We start from the raw sequence: 18,267 nt of genomic DNA on the forward strand, positions 1-18,267 counted from the left end.
CATGGCATGGGACGAATGGGAGCAGCTCAAGACGCAGGCGGCCCAGGGGCAGTCGGCACAGATGCGGCTCAACCACGTCGACGGGGGAGGCGGCACCTACGGCCCCTATGTCCTCCCCAGCAAGACCGGTGACCTCAAGGTCGGTCACAAGGACCTGGAGAAGATCGGCAGCGCCGCGCACCACCTGTACGACCAGCTGTGGGACAAGGCCCGGGTGGCGACCCCGAGCAGCGACTCCGCGGCCGGCGACCTCACCAAGCAGGGCTTCGCCCTCGGCGCCGGCCTCCAGCACGTGTCGAACCGCTGGGAAGAGCAGCTGAAGTCCCTCATGGACGCCTGCGCCCAGATCTCCAACCACATGCAGACCACCAAGGCCGTGCACGCGAACGACGAGCACTACATCCAGCGCCAGATGAGCAGCATCGACGCCCTGGACGACGGGTTCGACGAAAGGGTGGGGGCGCCGGGCAGGAAGAACTCCGTCTACGGCGAGAAGAGCAAGGGCGAGAAGAAGGAGTAGCGGCCCCGGGAGGGGGTCGCGCGGCCGCCTCCCTCTGCACCGGCCGGCACCGCTACTCGCGAGGGAGACGACACCGCATGGACTTCAACGCTCTGTACCACGCCAACTTCAAGCTGCTCGACGACGCCGTCGGCGACTGGTCGACGCTCGTGAAGCATCTCGCGGACCTGAAGAAGGACGCCGAGGACGATCTGCACAAGGCTGCCGTCAAGGCCCACTGGGCCGGTGTGAACGCCCAGGTCTCCCGGGAGTTCGTGGGCAAGACGGCCGGTGAGTTCGGCGACGCCCATACCCAGGCCACCACCATTCACAAGATCCTGCTCGACACCCGGGACGAGCTGAAGACGTTCCACCAGCAGCTGACGGACGCCGTTTCCCGCGGGCAGAAGAAGAACCTGACCGTCGTCGACGCGGGCGGCGGCACGTTCACGGTCATGGGCAACACACGGCCCGACTATGGCTCCGACCCGAGCGGCAACAAGAGCGCGACCAACCAGAAGGACGTCGACGACCTCCGCGACGAGATCCAGGGCATCCTCAGCAAGGCCACCGAGAGCGACACCTCGGCCAAGACGGTGCTGATGGCCATCGCCGACCAGAGCTCGATGGGTTTCTCCGGCGTCGGCTACAAGGACCGGGACACGGCGGCGCAAGCCGTCAAGAAGGCCGACGAGCTGGCGAAGCTCGCGAAGAAGGACCCGTCCAAGCTGTCGGTCGAGGACTTCGACAAGATCAACGACGGTCTGAAGGAGTACGCGAACGATCCGCTGTTCGCCGAGCGCTTCGCCACCGGTCTCGGGCCGCAGAAGACCCTGGAGTTCTGGAAGGGGATCAGCGATCCGCACAGTGGCAACTACGAGCTGGGGCGGAAGCGTCTCGATCAGTTCGACGACCTCCAGCGGAACCTGGGCCTGACCCTGGCCCACGCGACGCAGAGTGATTCCACGGCCATGGCCGAATGGAAGCGCCAGATGATCGACATCGGCGACAAGCCGCTGCACGGCGAGCGGGGCGGCGGCCCCATGGGCTTCCAGGTCATGAGCAACCTCATGCGAACCGGTGACTACGACGACCGGTTCCTGAAGGACTACGGCACCAAGCTGATGGCCACGGAGCGGAAGCTCACCGGCAACGGCGACCACGAGAACCTGATGTGGCGGCTCTCGGGTGCGAGTTCGTGGCTGAACCGGATCGGCGACGACAGCGGCAACGACCCGCTCACCGGCTACCTCAAGGGCCTGTCCAACAGCCCGGACGCGGCCACCGACTTCTTCAACCAGCCGTACATCTCCAAGGACGACCCGGACAACCCCTTCGAACGGGACACCGACGGCAACGGCAAGAAGGGCAAGGTGTCCTTGTCCAACTTCCAGTACCTGTTCGAGGAGCGCAACTGGCCCGAGGAGACGGACTCCCACGGGGACGACCTCCACACCGGCCGGAACAACCTCGCCCTGGCCCTGGAAGCCGCCACCACGGGGCATCCGGCGGGTGAGATTCCCACCGACGACACGCCTCCTCACTCGGCCGATCAGGCACAACTGATGCGGGCGATCGTCGATTCGGTCTCGGACGACCCCGGTCGAGTGAAGGATCACTCGTATATGTCGGACAGCCTCGGCCAGATCGGTGCCGAGTACCTGCCCGACATCCACCGGGCCATGGCCGACGGTCCCACGGTCAAGGACGGCAAGTCCGGCTGGGACCTGCTGTATCCGCTCGCCGGTACGGACGCCGAGCTCGACCACAGCGCCGTGACCCGGTTCCTGGTCACGGTCAGCCAGAACCCCGAGGGCTATGCCGCGCTCAACGTCGGTGAGAAGGCGTACACGGCGAGCCTGATGGACTACCACCTGAACCCGGACCTGCCCGCGGACCAGCGCTACCCCCACGATGCGCAGGAGACCATCACGAGCATTTCCCGTAAGGCGGGTGAGTTCAACGGTCTGCTCGCCCAGGGGCGGCAGGAGGCCGTTCTCGGTCCCGCCGGCGAGAAGGACAGCGACTACGACTACGCCGTCAGTCAGAAGAAGAACCTCATCTCGGGGCTCGTCGGGACGGGCGTCGGCGTGGGAACGAGCTTCATCGCCAGCCCCGCGGTCGGCGCGGGCGTGGGCGGCGCGGCGGGTACCGTGACGTCCACTGTCCTGGAGGCCTTTTACAAGGACGAATCCGGCCAGTACCGTGCCGAGGCCGGCGAGGACATCGCCACCCGGTGGGAAACCATCAAGGACTCGACCACCAACATCAACTACAAAGCGGCTCACGAAGCGGCCAAGGCTCACCACGCCGACTACACCGACCAGATCGACACCTGGGTCAGCGAAGGGACAGCCACCGGCTTCAACGACGCCACCACCGACATTCACGCGATGGCCAAGGACATGGATACCGAGATCCCGGACTGAGCCGGGGCCGGCTGAACGTGCTCTCACTCACTGCGTTGGAAGGCGATATGCACACCATCTCCGGGCGCGGAATCCGCTCCGTGGTCGCTCTTCTGGGGGCAGGGCTGCTGGTCGGGCTGACGACCTCCTGCTCGTCTTCGTCGCCCACGCGTGAGTACGCCGTGCCGAGCGATGTCTGCGGCACCCGTGTGGCCCGTTCTCTGCTGGAGCCGCTGCTGCCCCCCGGAGAGAAGGTGAGCGCCCAGCCGACATCGTCGGTCGGCGTCAAGCGCTGCCGGATTCTGGTGGACGGGAAGGTCGTCTTGTCCACCAGCGTCGAGAAGCACGCTGCGAACACCAGCGCCGGTGACGTAGCTTCGTCCGCTTACGGCGTCGAACCGACCGACACCCGGGCAGACGGGGGCCACACCATCTACTCGAAGACCGGTGCCGTCCGTCTCGTCGAGTGTCCGGGCTCCGCCTCGGCGCAGAGCACTGTCTGGGCCACTGTGCGAACCTCGCATGACGTGAAGGCGTCGTCGGTGCGCGATTTCGTCAAGGGCTACGCAACGGCCATGGGCGAAGGTGACGCCTGCCGTGCCCTGGCCACCCAGGGCCATGCGTAATCGTTTGACGGCGGTCGCGTCGCGCTAGGGGGAACTCACGGTCAGGGGCGTCGCCCCGGGAACGACCGGCCCGAGTCCGCCGGCGGAAGTTTCCGAAGGCCGCGCGAAGAGGGTCCGTTCCCGCCGGTGCCCTCGCACGCGGCTCCCGTCCGTGCCATCACTCTTTCGGGTGGAACGTGGCAGCGGGGCGGGGAGAGTGCCGTCAGCACTCGCCCTTTTTCAGGGACGTGGTGAGTCGGTAGCCCTGGTACGTCAAGGTTCCCTCGCCGCCCGCGATGCCCGGTGGGGTGTAGTCGTCCTGCGGGGAGCGGGTGCGGGTGACGTGGGTGCAGTAGGCGCTGTCCGCGCCGTCGGCGGTGATGGTGATGGTGAAGGATGCCTTCGACTTCGTGTTGGTCTCGGCCGGGTCCACCGACACCCCGTACCCGGGTGCGTCTCCGCCGCCGTACTGGAGGACCCGGTCCTCGATCAGCGACGCGTAGTCGGTGAAGGCGAGCGGGGTGCCCTCGTCGTCGGCCTGGAAGGTGTAACCGTCGAGGTCGTCGGTGGCCTGCCGGACCGCGCTGGTCAGCTCGCCGTCGCTTCAGGAGCTGTCGTCAAAGACGCCGAAGCCCTGGACGGCCGTGTAGACGCCGACGGCCGCGAGGCCCAGGAAGAGGGTCCGGGCCGCGACGAAGGCGGAGCCGGGCAGGTTTGGCGCCGACGGGTTGATGCTCGCGCGCCAGGAGCGGACCCGGTCCGCCTTGACGCAGGCCATGGCCACCAGCACCGCGGACAGGGCGAGGCCCAGCACGTTCAGTTCGTTCAGCGCGTCCATGCGCTGCCTTGCCGGAGGCCGCGGCGCCTGCGGCGGGCGTCGCGCACCGCCACCGCTCCGCCGCTCAGGCCCGCCACCAGGACCGCCACGGCCACGGCCACGTAGGTCGCGATGCGGGCCGTGCGTTCGCGTGGGGTCTCGCCGAGGGTCAGCTTGGCGGGGGTGGGTGCCTCCGCGTGGGTGAGGCCCGCGTCGGGGTGCGGGGACTCTATGGGGTGGTCGTCCTCGGTGAGGGCGCGGACGGGGTCCACCACGCCCCAGCCGACCAGCGGGTCGTGGCCGGCGATGGAGCGTTCGGCGGTCTGCTCGATCTGGGCCACGATCTGCCGGGGCGTCCAGTCCTGGTGCTTGGCCTTGATCAGCGCGGCCACCCCGGCCACATAGGGCGCGGAGAAACTCGTACCGTTGTCCGGGCAGTGGCCGCCCTTAGGGACGGTGGAGATCATGTCGACGCCCGGGGCCGCGACGCCGACGAAGTCGCCGGACTGGGAGAACGCCGCGCGTTCGTTGTTGCGGTCCGACGCCGCCACCGCGAGGACCCCGTCGTACGACGCCGGGTACGTCTTCTTCCGGTTGCCGCCCAGCCCGTCGTTGCCGGCCGAGGCGACCACGACGATGCCGGCCGCCAGGGCCTCGTTCACCGAGCGCCGGAGGTCGGGGTCCGGGGCGGCGGCGTTGGCCGTGTCCTGGGAGATGTTGATGACGTCGGCCTTGGCCTGGATCGCGTGCCGGATCGCCCGGGCCAGAGTGGCGGCCGTACCGTTCCCGTCCGCGTCGTTCTGCTTGATCGGGATGATGGTGGCCTCCGGGGCGAGGCCGACGAAACCCGTGCCCTTCATGGGGCGGGCCGCGATGATGCCCGCCACCCGCGTGCCGTGCCCGACGGTGTCGGTCGTGCCCTTGCTGTTGCCGCGGTCGAGGGGCCGGCCCTCCTTGTCCTTGGGGGGAAGGAAGTTGGCGCCCCGGGACGCGTCGACGGCGTGCGTGAGCTGGGGGTTGGCCGTGTCCACGCCGGTGTCGATGACGGCGACCCTGACGTTCTCGCCCTTGGACTGGGCCCACAGCGCGTCCAGGTTGACACGCTGCAGGGACCACGGCGTGCCGGCGTACTTGTGGTTGGTCTTGTCGAACGTGCACTGGTCGGAGGCGGAGTCCGCCGTGGCCGCGGGTGCCGTCAGGAGGGTGGCGGCCACGGCCGCGGTCGCCACCACGAGAGTCGTACGTCTCAGGGTCGTACGGGTCGGGGTCGTACGGGTGTGGGACGTGGACGTCATCGGCGTACCCCTCAGGAGCCCTGCGGCTGGCGGGCCGCCGCGGTGGACAGGCGGGGGCCGGTCGGCAGGAACTTCGACCAGGGCGCTGGGATGGGGGCGGGGCTCACGTCGGCGTAGCCGAGGCGGGTCTGGGCGAGTTTGGCCTCCTGCTGGAGCTGCTTGCGCTGCTTGGCGGAGACGCCGATGCCCTTGTCCTCGCCGGCGCTGTCGTCGTTGGACTGGAGCGCGTAGCGCAGGCCGGTGTCGGTGACCAGGAAGACCGGACCGGCCTTGGTCTCCCGGCCCTGGAACTGGCGGTAGAGCTGGCCGGAGCCGGCGGTGACGTAGGCGCTGGAGGAGCCGGTGGGCAGCACCGCGGGGAAGTCGGTGCCGGCCCAGGTGCTCAGGGTGGTGGCGCCGGTCTCGGGGTCGACGTGGTTGAGGATGGTGCAGACGGTGTTGCGGCTGCCGTCGGCCGTGGCCGGGTTGTTGACGGCGCTGGGCTTGTCGGTGGGCCAGGTGTGCTCGGCGGCGAACGGCTCGCCCCGGGTGATGGCGCCCGCGCTGACCTCCTGGGCGTGCCCGGCCTGGCCGAGCTTCACCAGGTCGGTGCTGGCCAGCAGGAGCTGGGCGACGAAGTCGGAGACGGGCGCGACCCGGCCGGGCAGGACGACGAAGTACTGCTCCTGGCCGTTGACGGGCGCCCGCAGCACCATGCCGACCCGGTTGGCCTGGGCGTCCAGCTGGCCGGGGGCGTTCGCGGCGGCGCCGGGCACCCCGGTGACCGACGGGAAGCTGATCGGGTCGCCCGGGTGCAGGGTATCGATCCACTCCTTGGTCACCCGCTGCGGAGTGCGGTCGGCGCCCACGATGGTCTGGAGCAGCAGGCTGTCGCCGGCGTCCACGGGGTAGGCCCGGCCGTGCGCGTCGACCACGTACCGCTTCTTGTCCGGGGTGGCGACGTAGAGGAGTTCGCCGCCGCGCAGCTTCCGCCGGCCGTCCCGGAGCTTGTCCCGGTCCCGTTCGGCGAGGACGAACGCGGCCTTCTGGACGGAGCCGCCGCTGCCGCTGGGGCGCTCGCACACGGCCCACTCCTTGGCCGCGCCGGCCTCCTTGCCGGAGGGCAGCCGGTCGGGGGCGTAGGGGATGCCGATGGTGACGCCGTGCGGGATCTTGCCGTTGTCGAGGACCGACTCGTCGACGGTGACCACGTCGACGTTGCTCTGGGTGTCGAGGACGAGCTTGGCCGAGGCCATGTTGAGGACCGGGTGGAGCTGGACCTTGTCCTTGGTCTTCAGGACGACGTACCGGGTGGTGGACTTGCTGGCGATAATCACCTTCTGCCCGGGATCGTCCCAGCCCTGCGGGGCCGTCGGCTTGAACATTCCCCAGGCACCGAAGGCCGCGAGCACGACCACGCCGACGATCGCGCCGGGCAGGATCGCGCGCAGCGGCCGGGGCGCTCCCTCGTCGGAGGCATCCGGTGACGACTGCACGAACGACGCGAGCATGCGGCGCTTCGCGAAGGTGTAGGCGTTGAGTTGGTCCCGCCGAGATGCCATCTGTGCCTGTTTCTCCCCGTCACTCACGCGGAGCGCGCCCGGGGACCACGCTCCCCCGCCCTCCGTTGTCGGACCCGGCCCCTACTATGCCTGGTACGGAGCGGGTCTCATGGAGCGGGTAGGGTACCTGGGCCCTCAAGGGCCTTGTTCAGTGGCCTGGTTCCAGCGAGTTGTGAGCAAATCGGGGGGATGCAGTGATGGCTTCCGGAACGCGGACGCGAGCGCGCGGCCGGTCGGCGGCACGAGGCCGTGCGGCCGGGTCCGGGTCCGCGCCGCGCGCCGCGTCCGCCCGGCGCGGCACGGACCGCCAGCAGGTCACGCCCGGACTCCGGCAACGCCCGGGCCAGGCCGGGTCGTTCCGTTTGCAACGGCTCGTGCTGGTGGAGCTGGCGGCGGCCGTGCTGCTCGTCGGCTGGGTCGTCGGCATGGCGGCCCTGGTGCCGGCGGCGGTGGTCGCGCTGGTGCTGGTCCTGCTCGCCTTCGTACGGCGGCGGGGCCGGTCCCTGCCGGAGTGGCTCGCCACCGCGCGGGAGCTGCGGGCGCGGCAGAAGCGGGCCGCGAACACCCCGATACCGCCGGGGACGGAACCCGGACTGGTCCCGGCGGTGGAGTGCGAGCCGGCGCTGCGCACGTACTCCTGCGGCGCGCGTGACCGGCGGCCGGTCGGCATGGTCGGGGACGGCACGTTCGTCACGGCCGTACTCCAGGTGGAGGCCGACGCGACCGCGCTGCGCGCCGAGCGGAGCCGCCAGCCGCTGCCGCTGGGCCTGGTGCGGGACGCGCTGGAGGTGGACGGCATCCGCCTGGAGTCCGCGCAGATCGTGCTGCACACGCAGCCGGCGCCCGCGCTGCACCTGCCCCAGCAGTCGGTGGCCGTCGCCAACTACATCCCGTTGCAGGAGCAGACCGGCGCCCCGGCCGTGCGCATCACCTGGATCGCGCTGAAGCTGGATCCCGAGCTCTGTGCGGAGGCCGTGGCCGCGCGCGGTGGCGGGCTGGAGGGCGCGCAGAAGTGTCTCGTACGGGCCGCGGACCATCTGGCGAGCCGGCTCACCGGTGCCGGGTTCCGCGCCCGGGCGCTGGACGAGGAGGAGCTGGTCGCTGCCCTCGCCACCTCGGCCTGCGCCAACCCGCTGGTCACCGCGGAGGCGGGGCGCAGCGAGAGCCGGGAGCGGCGCACGGAGGAGTCGGGGCGCAGCTGGCGCTGTGACAACCGGCGGCACACCACGTACTGGGTGCGGCGCTGGCCCCCGCTGGGCGGCGGCCGGGCCGAGTCCCTGCCCCAGTTCGTCGCCCGGGTCACGGCGATACCGGCCCTGGCCACCACCTTCAGTCTGACGCTCGCGCCCGGGGAGCGGCAGGAAGTGTCGCTGTGCGGGCACCTGCGGGTGACCGGGCGCAGTGACGACGAACTCGTGGCGGCGCGGCGCGCGCTGGAGGACGCGGCCCGGCAGTCCGGGGCGGGCCTGACCCGGCTGGACCGCGAGCAGCTGCCCGGCATGCTGGCCACTCTGCCCCTCGGAGGTGCGCGGTGACGACGATTCCGACGACTTCCCCGGCGGCGGGTCAGGCGGCGCCCGGCACGCGCGAGCCGTCCGGGCCGCGGCGGACGGTGGACCGGCTGCGGCACGGGCTGGGCCTGATCGGGCCCCGGCACGGCCGGCACGGGCTGCCCGCGCGGCACCTGGACGCGCTCGCCCTGCCCATCGGGGACGACGGGGTGGTGGCCGGTGTCGACGCCGAGGGGCAGCCGGCCGTGCTGGGCATCAACCGGCCCACGCCCTACGACGTCGTCCTGATCGGCGGCCTGTGGACCGCGCAGGTACTTGCGCTGCGCTCGGCCGCCACCGGCGCCCGGGTCGCCGTGGAGACCGGCCGGCCGCAGGCCTGGATGCAGATGGTGCACGCGATGGGCGGCGGGCAGAACGGCCTGTCCGTGTACGACGTCGGGCGGGTCCCGCCGCAGGGCGCCTCCGCCGGTACGCCGGTGCTGGTGGTGCGGGACTGCGGTATGCGGCCTCCGCGCGGTCGGGTGGTCTCCGGTCCCTGGCAGTCGGTGCTGACGCTGCTGCCGTATCTCAGCCCGGTCGCGCCCCGGCTGCTGCGGCAGGCGCGGCTCGCCGGCATCCAGCGGGTCTCGCCGGACGAGGCGGCCGAACTCGGGCGCACCATGGGGCTGTCGCGGACCGAGGTGGAGTCGCTGCCCGCGCTGCCCGACGGCGTCACCCTGTGGTGCACCGACCGTGACCGGCAGTACGTGCTGACGCAACCCACGGACGCCGAGACCGGATTGTTGGGCACACCGCGCCGGATGGACTGAACTGCCCTTGCCCGTCCCTTTTGTTCGGGTGTCCTGGTGGTCCGGTGGGACGGATGAGGCGTCTCCGGGCGGGCGCCGGCCCGCCTGGCGGGCGCGGAGAGGCGGGCGGGCCTGCCGAGGTGTGGCTTCCGGTGATTAGGCTGGGAGCGGGCGCGATGGCAGGACCCGTGGGCCGGGCGTCGGTGTCCCCGGGGGAGGTTCGGCGCGTCGGACCGCCCCGAACGACTACGGACGACTCGGTACGACACGACATGGTCGCCCCCGCACGGCATGAGGGTGCTCGACCACACCAGGAGGAATTGTGAGCAGCGATCGGGACGGGATGCGCGGGGGCTGGGACACACCCGGCGATGACCAGCCCGACGCGGAGGCCGTCGAGACCACCGGCGAGTTCACCATCGACTACGCTCCCCCCGCCTGGTACACGCAGAACGCCTCCGGTACGTCGGGAGGTGCGAGCGGTTTCACCGGTTCCGCAGAGCCTGGTGCTCCGGCCGGCTCCGCGGTGCCGTCGTTCCCGGCGAGCCCGCCGACTCCGGCCCCGGCCCCGGCTCCCACTCCGCCGGCCGCCGCCCCGCCGACGGGCACCCCCGCGCAGGGCACTCCGTTCGCACCGCCGCCGGGGGCTCCGTTCACCCCGCCGCAGGGGGCCGCGTATCCGCCGCACGTTCCCGTGCAGCCTTCGGGCACGCCTCCGCAGGGGGTGCCGTACGCCTCGGAGGGCGCGCCGTACGCCCCTGCCGCGCAGCCCGCGCCGCCGGTCGGCGGTCCTGTTCCGATGCCGCGGCTGCCCGAGGGCTTCGAGCCGCAGCAGACTCAGCAGACGCAGCAGTCGGCGGCCGGGCAGGAGGCGCCGGCCGCCTCCGCCGCGGTCGGGCCGGAGACGGACAACGGGGACCTGGAGAGCGGGGCGACCATGCGGTTCTCCGCCGTCGCCCTGAAGCGCGAGATGGCCGAGTTCGCCGAGCGCGTGGCGGCCGAGACCAAGCCGGCCGAGGGGGCGGACGGTTCGGCGGAGAAGGCCGGTGCCGGGGATTCGGGGGGTTCCGGGGGTTCCGGGGGTTCCGAGGGTTCCGAGGGTTCCGAGGGTGACAAGGACGGCGAGGGCGCGGTGGCCGAGGCCACCGGCTCGGAGACCGTTGCCTCGGACGCCGTTGCGGCGGACGCTGTTGCCCCGGACGCCGTTGCCTCGGGTGACTCCCCGGCCGAGGAAGGCGAAGCCGCTCAGGGGGGCGCGGAGACCGCCGCGGCTGACGGTTCCGTGGCGGCGGAGGGCACGGGCGAGAAGCCTGCCGAGGAGACCGCCGAGGAGGGGGGCGCCGCAGAGGGTGCCGCCGACTCCGCGCGGACCGACGCCTCCGAACCCTCGGACGCCGTACCGGCGGTCGGCACGGCCCAGGACACCACCGTCCAGGACACCACCGCACAGCAGAGCGCGCCGGAGGACGACACTCCGGAGGACAGCGCCCCGGGCGGCAGCACCCCGGGTGACGGTGCCGCGCACGTTGGCACCGCGAGTGACGCTGCCTCGGGCGACAACGCCCCGGACGACTCCGCTCGGCAGCCCACCGACGCCCAGCAGGCCACCACGCCCCCCACGGACGCCCAGCAGCCCACCGCCCAGCAGCCCGGTATGCCGCAGCCCGGCATGCCCCAGCCCGGCGGCTACGGCTTCCCGCCGCCCCCGGCGGCCCCGCAGCCCGGCGGCGCCCAGCCCGCCTCCGGTGCCCCGTACGCCGCCGCGCCGCCCGCTCCCCCGGCTCCGCAGGGGGCCCAGCCCGGCTGGACGCCGCCCGCGCCGCAGAACGGGATGCCTCCGCTGCCGCCCGCGTACCAGCCCGCCGCTCCCGCGCCCGCCGCCCAGTGGCCGCAGCAGCCCGGGCCGATGCCGGGTCAGCAGCCGCAGCCGGTGGACGGCCAGGGCCCGGCCGGCGCGCCCGGTCCGCAGCCGCCGTTCCAGCCGCAGGCCCCGCAGCCCGCGCCCGCCGCGTGGCAGCAGCCGAACAACCCTGTTCAGCCCGGCAACCCCGGCCAGCCCGACCAGCCGGGCCCGCCCACCGCGCCCGCGGCCGGTCCGCAGCCGGTGCCAGGCGGCCCCACTCCGCCGAGCGGCTACGGCTTCCCGCAGCCGGGCATGCCCACCCCCCCGGCCCAGCCCGGCGGTTACGGCTTCCCCCAGGCGCCGGCACCCCAGCCGAACCCCCAGGCCCCCACCCCGCCGAGCGGGTACGGCTTCCCGCAGCCCGGCACGCCCAATGCACCGGCGCAGCCCGGCGGTTACGGCTTCCCCCAAGCACCCCAGGCGCCCCAGGCTCCGCACAGCCCGGAGCCCGGCGCGCCGCAGGCTCCGCTCGATCCGCGTTCCGGTGCGGCCTGGCCGCAGCCCGTGCAGCACGACCAGCGGCAGCCGACCAACCCCGGTGCCGCGCCGCTCGGTTACACCGCCGCCGTGGAGCTGTCCTCGGACCGCCTGCTCAACAACAAGAAGCAGAAGGCGAAGAGCGGCCGGCCCGCCGCGGCCGGCGGCCGGTTCAAGCTGGGCGGGAAGAAGGAGGAGGCCGAGCGGCAGCGGAAGCTGGAGCTGATCCGTACGCCGGTGCTGTCCTGCTACCGGATCGCGGTCATCAGCCTCAAGGGCGGCGTGGGCAAGACGACCACGACGACCGCGCTCGGCTCCACCCTCGCCACCGAGCGGCAGGACAAGATCCTGGCCATCGACGCCAACCCGGACGCGGGCACGCTCGGGCGCCGGGTGCGCCGGGAGACCGGGGCCACCATCCGTGACCTCGTCCAGGCCATCCCGTATCTGAACTCGTACATGGACATCCGGCGCTTCACCTCCCAGGCGCCCTCGGGTCTGGAGATCATCGCCAACGACGTGGACCCGGCCGTCTCGACCACGTTCAACGACGAGGACTACCGGCGGGCGATCGACGTCCTCGGCCGGCAGTACCCGGTCATCCTGACCGACTCGGGCACCGGTCTGCTGTACAGCGCCATGCGCGGGGTGCTGGACCTCGCCGACCAGCTGATCATCATCTCCACGCCGTCGGTGGACGGTGCGAGCAGTGCCAGTACGACACTGGACTGGCTGTCCGCGCACGGGTACTCCGGCCTGGTCTCCCGGTCCCTCACCGTGATCTCCGGGGTCCGCGAGACCGGCAAGATGATCAAGGTCGAGGACATCGTGGCGCACTTCGAGACCCGCACCCGCGGGGTCGTCGTCGTGCCCTTCGACGAGCACCTGGCCGCCGGTGCCGAGGTCGACCTGGACATGATGCGGCCGAAGACCCGCGAGGCGTACTTCAACCTGGCCGCGCTGGTCGCCGAGGACTTCACCCGGCACCAGCAGGCGCAGGGGCTGTGGACGAGCGACGGCAACCCGCCGCCGGTGGCCGCGCCGCCGATGCCGGGCCAGGCCATGCCCGGGCAGCAGGTGTACGGCGCCGGCCAGCCGCCCCAGGCACCGGGGCAGCCGTATCCCCAGGCGCCGGGGCAGCCGTACCCGCAGGCCCCCGGCCAGCCGTACGCACCGGCGCAGCAGCCGTACCCGCCGCAGCAGGGCCAGCCGCAGCCGTACCCGGCCCAGCCCCAGCCGGGCGGATACCCGCAGCCCGGATACCCGCAGCCCGGACAGCCGCATGCCCACCCCCAGCCGTACCCGGGCCAGGACCAGAGCCAGGGCCAGCAGCCGCCGCAGGCTCCGCCCCAGCAGTAGCGGGCATGGGAAAAGGGCGGCCGGTGCGATGCGCACCGGCCGCCCTTTCGCATCGTAGAGCCGTTGTACGGCCCTCGCGGGAACCGTCGGGCTACTGCTCCGCCGCCACGATCTCCCGGCAGCGCTGCACGTCCTCGGCCATCTGCTCCAGCAGGGCCTCCAGCGTCTCGAACTTCGCCTGGCCGCGCACATAGGCGAGGAAGTCGACGGCGACGTGCAGCCCGTACAGGTCGAGGCCGACGCGGTCGATGGCGTACGCCTCCACCGTGCGCTCGGTGCCGTCGAACTGCGGATTGGTGCCGACGGAGACGGCGGCCGGCATGGCCTCGCCCTGGGCGTGCAGGAAGCCCGCGTACACGCCGTCGGCGGGGATGGCGGTGTGCGGGAGCGTCTCGACGTTGGCCGTCGGGAAGCCCAGTTCCCGGCCGCGCTGGGCGCCGCGGACGACGACGCCCTCCACCCGGTGCGGGCGGCCCAGGATCTCGCGGGCGCCCGCGACATCGCCCTCGGCGACCAGGCGGCGGGTCAGCGTGGAGGAGAACGGCTCGCCGCCGCCCGCCTCGCCGGTGACGTACAGGTCGACGACGTCCACCTCGAAGTCGTACGTCTTGCCCTGCTCGGTGAGGAACTCGACGTTGCCGGCGGCCTTGTGGCCGAAACGGAAGTTGGGGCCCTCCACGACCGCCTTGGCGTGCAACTTGTCCACCAGCACCTTCACCACGAAGTCGGCGGGCGACAGCTTGGAGAACTCGGTGGTGAACGGCAGGACGAGGACCGCGTCGACGCCCAGCTCGGCCATCAGCTCGGCGCGGCGGTGGTGCGGGGCGAGCAGCGGGGGGTGGCTGCCGGGGCGGACCACCTCGCTGGGGTGCGGGTCGAAGGTGACGACGACGGCCGGCACGCCCAGTTCGCGGGCGCGGTCGACGGCGTGCTGGATGATCAGCTGGTGGCCGCGGTGGACGCCGTCGTAGGAACCGATGGTGACGACGCTGCGCCCCCAGTCCTCGGGGATGTCCTCCAAGCCACGCCAGCGCTGCACTGTGACCGCTCCTCGAACCCTTGTCCGTGTCTGTCTTGACCTCGTTGTGCAGGTCTAAGGGTGCCATGCCGGGTGCTCCGCGCCAGCATCGGCATGGGGGCTGTGACGGGGCGCACGTCCAAGGCGGCGTCCGGCCGGTGCGCGTATGCCCCGTATCCGCCCAGGCCGGTCCGCGTACCCGGGCACGCCGGTGCGCGTACCACCCCCCGTGCCCCCGTATCTCCCGTACGCGGGCGCGCTCCGGTACCGGTCAGGCCGGTACGCGGACGCCCGCCAGGTTCTCGATCATGCGGCGGGTGCCGGGGCCCACCAGGGCGGCCCAGTCGTCCGGGGCGTCGGTCAGCCAGCGGGCCAGGCGGGCCGCGAAGCCGGGCACGTACCGGACGAGGTCGGCCAGGCCCCGGTCGCAGCGGGCGGCGCCCTCGGGCGTGCGGACGAGGAGCAGGCCGGTGCGGTGGACCAGGTCCCGGGTTTCCTCCTCCCCGGGACCCGCCCCGGTGTCGTCCCGGGCCACCGCCGCGTGCAGGACGGCGTCCAGGACGGCCGGGTCCCGCTCCCGGTCGAGCAGGAACTCCAGCAGCTCGCGCCGGAGCGGACGGGAGGCGGGCGTGCCGGCGCCGGCCAGGACGGTGGCGAGGGAGGCCCGGAGGGGTTCCGGGCCGCCGTCGAGCAGGGCGGTGACCAGCGGGAGCAGGACGGGGCGCGCGGCGGGGCCCGGGCCGAGCCGGCGGCCGACGCGGCGGGCGAGGGGCCCGGCGGTCTCCGGGCGCAGCCGCACCGACTCCTGGAGCAGCGCGGCGACCGGCCGGGCGAGGGCCGGGGTGGTGATCTCGGTGAGGGTGCGCAGATCGGCGCCCTCGGGGGCGCGGAGCCGGGCGCGGAAGGCATCCAGGACCGGTTCGGGGTGGGTGGCCAGGGCGGGGACGAGGGAGCCCGGCGGGATGCCCGGGTCGCCGGCGGCGAAGTGGCGCAGGGCCGCGGGCAGATGACGGTCGCGGGTGTGCGGGTCGTGGACCAGGACGGCGAGGGCGCCGCCGTGCAGGGTGCGGTCGGCGGGGCGGGCGAGCAGGGTGAGGGCGGCGCGGCGGAGCAGCGCGCGGTCCGCCGCCGTACGGACGTGGGGGGCGGCGCGCAGCGCGGACGCGACCGCGGCGGCCCGGCGGGCGGGGCGCTCGTCGTGCGCCCAGCGGTCGGCCGCCCGGCAGACGGCGGACGGCTCGTCCTCGGCGAGATCGCCGAGCAGTTCCTCCGCGCGTGGGTGGGGGCAGGCGACCAGCACCTCGGTGAGGTCGTCGGGGGCGCGGTGCCGGTGGGTGTGCAGCAGCGCCTGCGCGGCCGTGGCCACGGTGGCGTGCGGGGTCGCGGGCAGCGGACGCTCGTCGGTGAACCAGTGGGTCAGCAGGGGCTGTACGGCCTCCGGTGCGGCGGCGAGCAGTCCGGCGACGGCGTCCAGATAGCGGGCGGCCGACGCGGACGGTGCCGGGTCGGCCGGCAGGAGACGGCGCAGCAGGTCCAGGCGCTCGGCGCCGGTGACGGGCAGCGCGGTCCAGAAGGCGGGGCCGAACTCGGCCGGTACCGGCCGCCGGTCGTGGCGCCAGGCGGCGATCCGGTCGGCGAGCAGCCGCAGCACCTCGGTGTACGGCGTCGCGTCCGGGACCTGGAGCAGGGTCCGGGCGAGCAGCCGGGCGGCCCACCAGGAGCCGGTGTCGCGGTCCAGGGCCTCGGTCAACTCCCTTAAACGCACGGCTAGTTGCTCGGCACTATGCTGGCGGGCGAGGAACAGCAGGGCCTGGACGACGGGTCCGATGCGGTGGTGCGGCAGCGGGGCCGGGCGGGCCGCCTCGGGCCGCTCGCCGCGCGGGTGCACCAGGGCGCGCAGGGCCTCGTCGAGGTCCAGGTGCATGCCGTGCAGCCAGTCGGCCAGGTCCTCGTGGGCGAAGCGGTAGCCGCCGCCGGCCGGCACCAGGAGGCCCTCGGCGAGGACGGCGGAGGCCCAGCCGGTGCCCCCGCCGAGGCGGGCCGGGGCGGGCCCCCACGGGAACACGGCCTCGAACGACTCCCGGTCCAGTTCGCCCTGTCCCGGACCGAGGCTGCGCCGGGCCGCCTCGTGCACCTGCCCGGCCACCCGTGCGGCGAGCCGCCGTACGGCCGCACCGCGCGCCCCGCCGGCGGCGAGCCGGTCCGCGACGCGCAGGCACACCAGGTCGAGGTAGGCGCCGAAGACGTCGTACCGGTCCAGGGGGCCGGCGAGCGGGGCGCCCGGGGCGGCGGCCCGGACCTCGGACAGCAGCCGGAGCGTGAGCGGATGCCGGGCGTCCCGCTCGGCGAGGACACCGTCCGGAATGCCGTACCGGGCGCGGGCCCGGCGCGCTTCGCCGGCGGTGAAGTCGCCGATGGGGAGGCAGGGAGGCAAGGGAGCCGCGTTTCCGGACGCGGGACCGCCCCCGAACGCTGGACCACCGCCGGACGCGGGGCCTCCCCCGCCCGCCGGGGCGTGGCGTGGTTCCGCGGGAAACGCCCGCCCGGCGCGTTCCCAGTGTTCCTCCCGGCAGGCGACCACCAGGCGGGCCCCGGTCTCGTGGAGCCAGGCGGTCGTGCCACGGATCCACTCGGGCAGGCGGTGGGCGAGGGCCGGGGGCATCTCCTCGGGGCCGTCGAGGAGGAGCAGCAGCGGGCGTCCGGCCCGTGCGGCGAGGCGCGCCAGGTGCTCCGGGGTGACGTCGCCCAGGTCCTCGGGGCGGACGGCGCGGGACGCGGCGATGATCCGGGCGGCGCGGGCCAGGGCGCGGCGCGCGGCGTCGGCCAGCGAGCCGTCGGCGGCCGCCAGGTCGGCGCCGCGCAGCCACAGTGTGGGCGCGGGCCGCTCGCCCCGGGCGCGGCGGGCGGCGAGGGCCGCGAGTTGTGTCGTACGGCCGCTGCCCGGGGCGCCGACCAGGCCGAGCACGGGCCGGTCGCCGTCGGTGAAGGCGGCCAGCTCCCGCGCGATGCCGGGGCGCTCGATCGGGTCGGCGGCGCCCGGGGGGCCGTCCTGGCCCACCGAGGTCGTGGTCAGCTGGAGGATGCCGGCGAGGTTGAGGTCGGCGCCGTAGGCGGGCACGGTGGCCGCGTTGCGGGCGAGGAGTCCGGCGAGGGCGCCGTCGGCGGGACGCAGCGGGACGGCGAAACCCGCGTCGCGCCCGGCGGTGCGCAGGGCGGTGCCGAGGACGCCGACGACCGCGCCGGTGCGGGCGTCGCACACCGGTCCCCCGGCCGCGCCGCCGCCGGGCCTGAGCGCGTCCCGGCCGGCCGTGCCGATGGCAAGCTCCAGCACCTCGTGAAGGAGACGAGGGCCGTCCGCGGCGGTGTACGTGGCCCGGGTGGCGGCCAGTACCCGTGCCTCCCGCCAGCAGCCGGCGGCGACCCGTACATAGCTGCCCGCGTCGATCCGGTCCCGTACGGTCAGCGGCAGCGGATCCATGCCGAGGCCCTCGGTGCGGATCAGGGCGAGGCCCAGGCGGGGCAGCGGGGTGACCGCGTCGGCGGTGACCGTGCGGGTGCGCTCCCCGGGGGCGTGCAGCGTCAGCCGGGAGCGGCCGTCTACGGTCTCGTGGCCGGTGAGGAGGGTGCCCTCGTGGTCGGCGAGGAAGCCGAGGCCCAGCGGGCGGCCGGCCAGGTCCCGGATGTGCACGAGGGCGGGGACGGTGCCGGTGGACCGGGCGGCGTCGGGGAAGCCGCCGTGCACGGCCGGTACCGCGGATACGGCCTCCCCGTACCCGTGTCCCTCCCGGCGCCCGCCTTCGGTGCGCGGGCCCCGTTCCGCCATGGCCGTACCTCCCCGCCCGTCCCCGTGCCCTGACCCGACGGTAGGCACGCGGGGAACGGCGGGACAGTTCTCGCGGTGAACGCGCCCCCTTCCGCTCCCCCGGTTCGCTCCGAGCGCCCGGCCGGTCGGGTGAATAGGCGGGGGTTGCCGGAGAACCCCCGGGGAGGGGGAAGAGGGGGGACCGTGGAGCGGCGGCAGGGCCCGGCACACGACCGGCCGCCGC

General features: G+C 73.6%; 12 protein-coding genes. 6 read left to right on the forward strand and 6 right to left on the reverse strand.

The window, feature by feature from the left end; all coding sequences use genetic code 11:
- Position 1: 1 nt before the first annotated feature.
- The 3 genes from ABD350_RS04730 (at position 2) to ABD350_RS04740 (ending at position 3,533) form a co-directional block, all read left to right on the forward strand.
- Entirely contained in the window at positions 2–520 is a 519-nt protein-coding gene (locus tag ABD350_RS04730) for a hypothetical protein (RefSeq protein WP_344346446.1), read from the forward strand.
- Positions 521–597: 77 nt separating this feature from the next.
- Positions 598–2,928 (forward strand): hypothetical protein, encoded by a 2,331-nt coding sequence (locus ABD350_RS04735; protein ID WP_344346447.1) that lies wholly within the window; start codon positions 598–600, stop codon positions 2,926–2,928.
- Between the two features lie 47 nt (positions 2,929–2,975).
- Complete coding sequence (locus ABD350_RS04740) at positions 2,976–3,533, forward strand: hypothetical protein (RefSeq protein ID WP_344346448.1); 558 nt, start codon at positions 2,976–2,978, stop codon at positions 3,531–3,533.
- Between the two features lie 202 nt (positions 3,534–3,735).
- Here the strand turns inward: ABD350_RS04740 and ABD350_RS04745 are convergent, their stop codons facing one another.
- The 4 genes from ABD350_RS04745 to eccB form a co-directional block, all read right to left on the reverse strand.
- Positions 3,736–3,945, reverse strand: a complete 210-nt coding sequence (locus tag ABD350_RS04745) for a hypothetical protein (protein ID WP_344346449.1) — start codon at positions 3,943–3,945, stop codon at positions 3,736–3,738.
- Between the two features lie 171 nt (positions 3,946–4,116).
- Entirely contained in the window at positions 4,117–4,350 is a 234-nt protein-coding gene (locus tag ABD350_RS04750; protein ID WP_344346450.1) for a hypothetical protein, read from the reverse strand.
- Positions 4,338–5,624 carry a type VII secretion-associated serine protease mycosin gene (mycP, locus tag ABD350_RS04755; RefSeq protein WP_344346451.1) on the reverse strand — a complete coding sequence of 429 codons (1,287 nt, stop codon included), beginning with the start codon at positions 5,622–5,624 and terminating at the stop codon, positions 4,338–4,340. The genes ABD350_RS04750 and mycP overlap by 13 nt, the downstream gene beginning before the upstream one ends.
- Positions 5,625–5,635: 11 nt before the next feature.
- Complete coding sequence (gene eccB / locus ABD350_RS04760) at positions 5,636–7,165, reverse strand: type VII secretion protein EccB (RefSeq protein WP_344346452.1); 1,530 nt, start codon at positions 7,163–7,165, stop codon at positions 5,636–5,638.
- A 197-nt stretch (positions 7,166–7,362) separates the two neighbouring features.
- On the opposite strand from eccB, the gene eccE reads away from it, so the two are divergent.
- From eccE to ABD350_RS04775, 3 genes are all read left to right on the forward strand, one after another.
- On the forward strand, positions 7,363–8,700 hold the full coding sequence (gene eccE, locus ABD350_RS04765; RefSeq protein WP_344346453.1) for a type VII secretion protein EccE: 1,338 nt from the start codon (positions 7,363–7,365) through the stop codon (positions 8,698–8,700).
- Positions 8,697–9,485, forward strand: a complete 789-nt coding sequence (locus ABD350_RS04770; RefSeq protein ID WP_382466931.1) for a hypothetical protein — start codon at positions 8,697–8,699, stop codon at positions 9,483–9,485. The genes eccE and ABD350_RS04770 overlap by 4 nt, the downstream gene beginning before the upstream one ends.
- 301 nt (positions 9,486–9,786) lie before the next feature.
- Complete coding sequence (locus ABD350_RS04775; RefSeq protein ID WP_344346454.1) at positions 9,787–13,203, forward strand: SCO5717 family growth-regulating ATPase; 3,417 nt, start codon at positions 9,787–9,789, stop codon at positions 13,201–13,203.
- Positions 13,204–13,294: 91 nt separating this feature from the next.
- Here ABD350_RS04775 and ABD350_RS04780 read toward each other — a convergent pair whose 3' ends face one another.
- Complete coding sequence (locus tag ABD350_RS04780; protein WP_344346455.1) at positions 13,295–14,242, reverse strand: bifunctional riboflavin kinase/FAD synthetase; 948 nt, start codon at positions 14,240–14,242, stop codon at positions 13,295–13,297.
- 250 nt (positions 14,243–14,492) lie between these two features.
- The gene (locus ABD350_RS04785) at positions 14,493–18,044 is read right to left on the reverse strand and encodes a trypsin-like peptidase domain-containing protein (protein WP_344346456.1); all 3,552 of its coding nucleotides are present in this window, start codon (positions 18,042–18,044) and stop codon (positions 14,493–14,495) included.
- Positions 18,045–18,267: the final 223 nt, after the last annotated feature.

Origin of the sequence: Streptomyces nogalater (assembly GCF_039532885.1) — a bacterium.
Classification (GTDB): Bacteria; Actinomycetota; Actinomycetes; order Streptomycetales; family Streptomycetaceae; genus Streptomyces; species Streptomyces nogalater.